Source organism: Streptomyces sp. NPDC002130, assembly GCF_040296465.1.
Classification (GTDB): Bacteria; Actinomycetota; Actinomycetes; order Streptomycetales; family Streptomycetaceae; genus Streptomyces.
Map to the genome: position 1 here is coordinate 1 of NZ_JBEOXI010000936.1, position 1,296 is coordinate 1,296.

Annotated in this window: 2 protein-coding genes; both read right to left on the bottom strand. The window is 62.5% G+C overall.

What is annotated here, in order from left to right:
- The coding region (locus ABT116_RS47145) for a slipin family protein (RefSeq protein WP_351647528.1) at positions 1 to 693 on the bottom strand (693 nt) is incomplete at its 3' end.
- Positions 690 to 1,160: an NfeD family protein gene (locus ABT116_RS47150; protein ID WP_124567276.1), complete on the bottom strand. Its 471-nt coding sequence runs from the start codon at positions 1,158 to 1,160 to the stop codon at positions 690 to 692. The genes ABT116_RS47150 and ABT116_RS47145, both read right to left, overlap by 4 nt.
- Between the last annotated feature and the right edge of the window lie 136 nt (positions 1,161 to 1,296).

The following is a 1,296-nucleotide window of genomic DNA, read 5'->3' on the forward strand; positions in this document are numbered from 1 at the left end:
GTTGTTCTCACTACCGATCTCGTGAAGCGTCTGCAGATAACGCAATTGCAGGGTGGTCGGATTGCGACTGATCACCTCGGCCGCCTCGGCGAGCTTGGCCGAAGCCTGAAATTCGGCGTCGGCGTTGATGATCTTGGCTCGCCGTTCACGTTCGGCCTCAGCCTGCCGGGCGATGGCGCGCTGCATGTTGGCTGGGATCTCGACGTCCTTGATCTCCACGGTGGTGACTTTGACTCCCCACGGCTCGGTCTGCTGGTCGATGACCTTCTGCAAGTCCTCGTTGAGGCGTTCACGTTCGGACAGCAGCGAGTCCAACTCGGCCTTACCGAGAATGGAGCGCAGTGTGGTCTGGGCGATCTGCGAGGTGGCGGCCAGAAAGTCCTCGACCTCGACTATCGAACGGTCGGCGTCGACGACCCGAAAGTATGTGACGGCGGTAACCTTCACCGGAACGTTGTCGCGGGTGATCACTTCCTGGACCGGTATTTTCAGCGTGACGGTTCGCAGACTGACCCGCTCCATGCGATCGATCGCCGGCACCAGAATGACCAGGCCAGGACCCTTCAAGGTGATCAGTCGACCGAGGCGGAACACCACCGCGCGCTCGTACTCACGCAGAACTCTCACCGACATGCCCACAAGGACTGCAATCAGCACGACAAACACGGACAAGACGACAAGCACGGTGGTCATAGCGGCAGCTCCCACGGTTCACGACGGCGCACTTTCAGAGTCAGGCCTCGAACCTGCTCTACGACGACGGATTCACCCACGGCGGGAACAGAATCGTCGTACCCGAATTCCATTCGTGCACGCCATAATCCGCCGTCAAGCTCGACCTGACCCTGCGCACCAGCCCAGCTGCGAACGGTCGCGTCGGAGCCGACAAGAGATTCCGTCCCGGTACGCACGGGCGCGCGGCGCGCGGTGAGCGCTTTTCGGCTCGCAACCGCCACCACGCCCAGGCCGACCACCGCGACCCCCGCCGTCACCGGGATCGCGATCGATTGGCCGATACCGTCGGACGTGAAGAGCATCCAGACGCCCGCACCGATCATGAGTGCTCCGAGCGCACCGAGCACCCCCGCGGTTGGGGCATGCGCCTCGACCACGATCAACAGGACGCCCAGCAGCAGGGCAACGACACCGATCGTCGTCATCACTCGTCTCCACGCTCACGAGGACGCGGTCACGTCGCGTAGCCATTGTGCGATCGCGCCCTCGACTTCAACGGTAATCACGTTCGGCCGGATCTGCCACAAGCGCTTTCACATCACGTCAGAGAAGGACCTCACC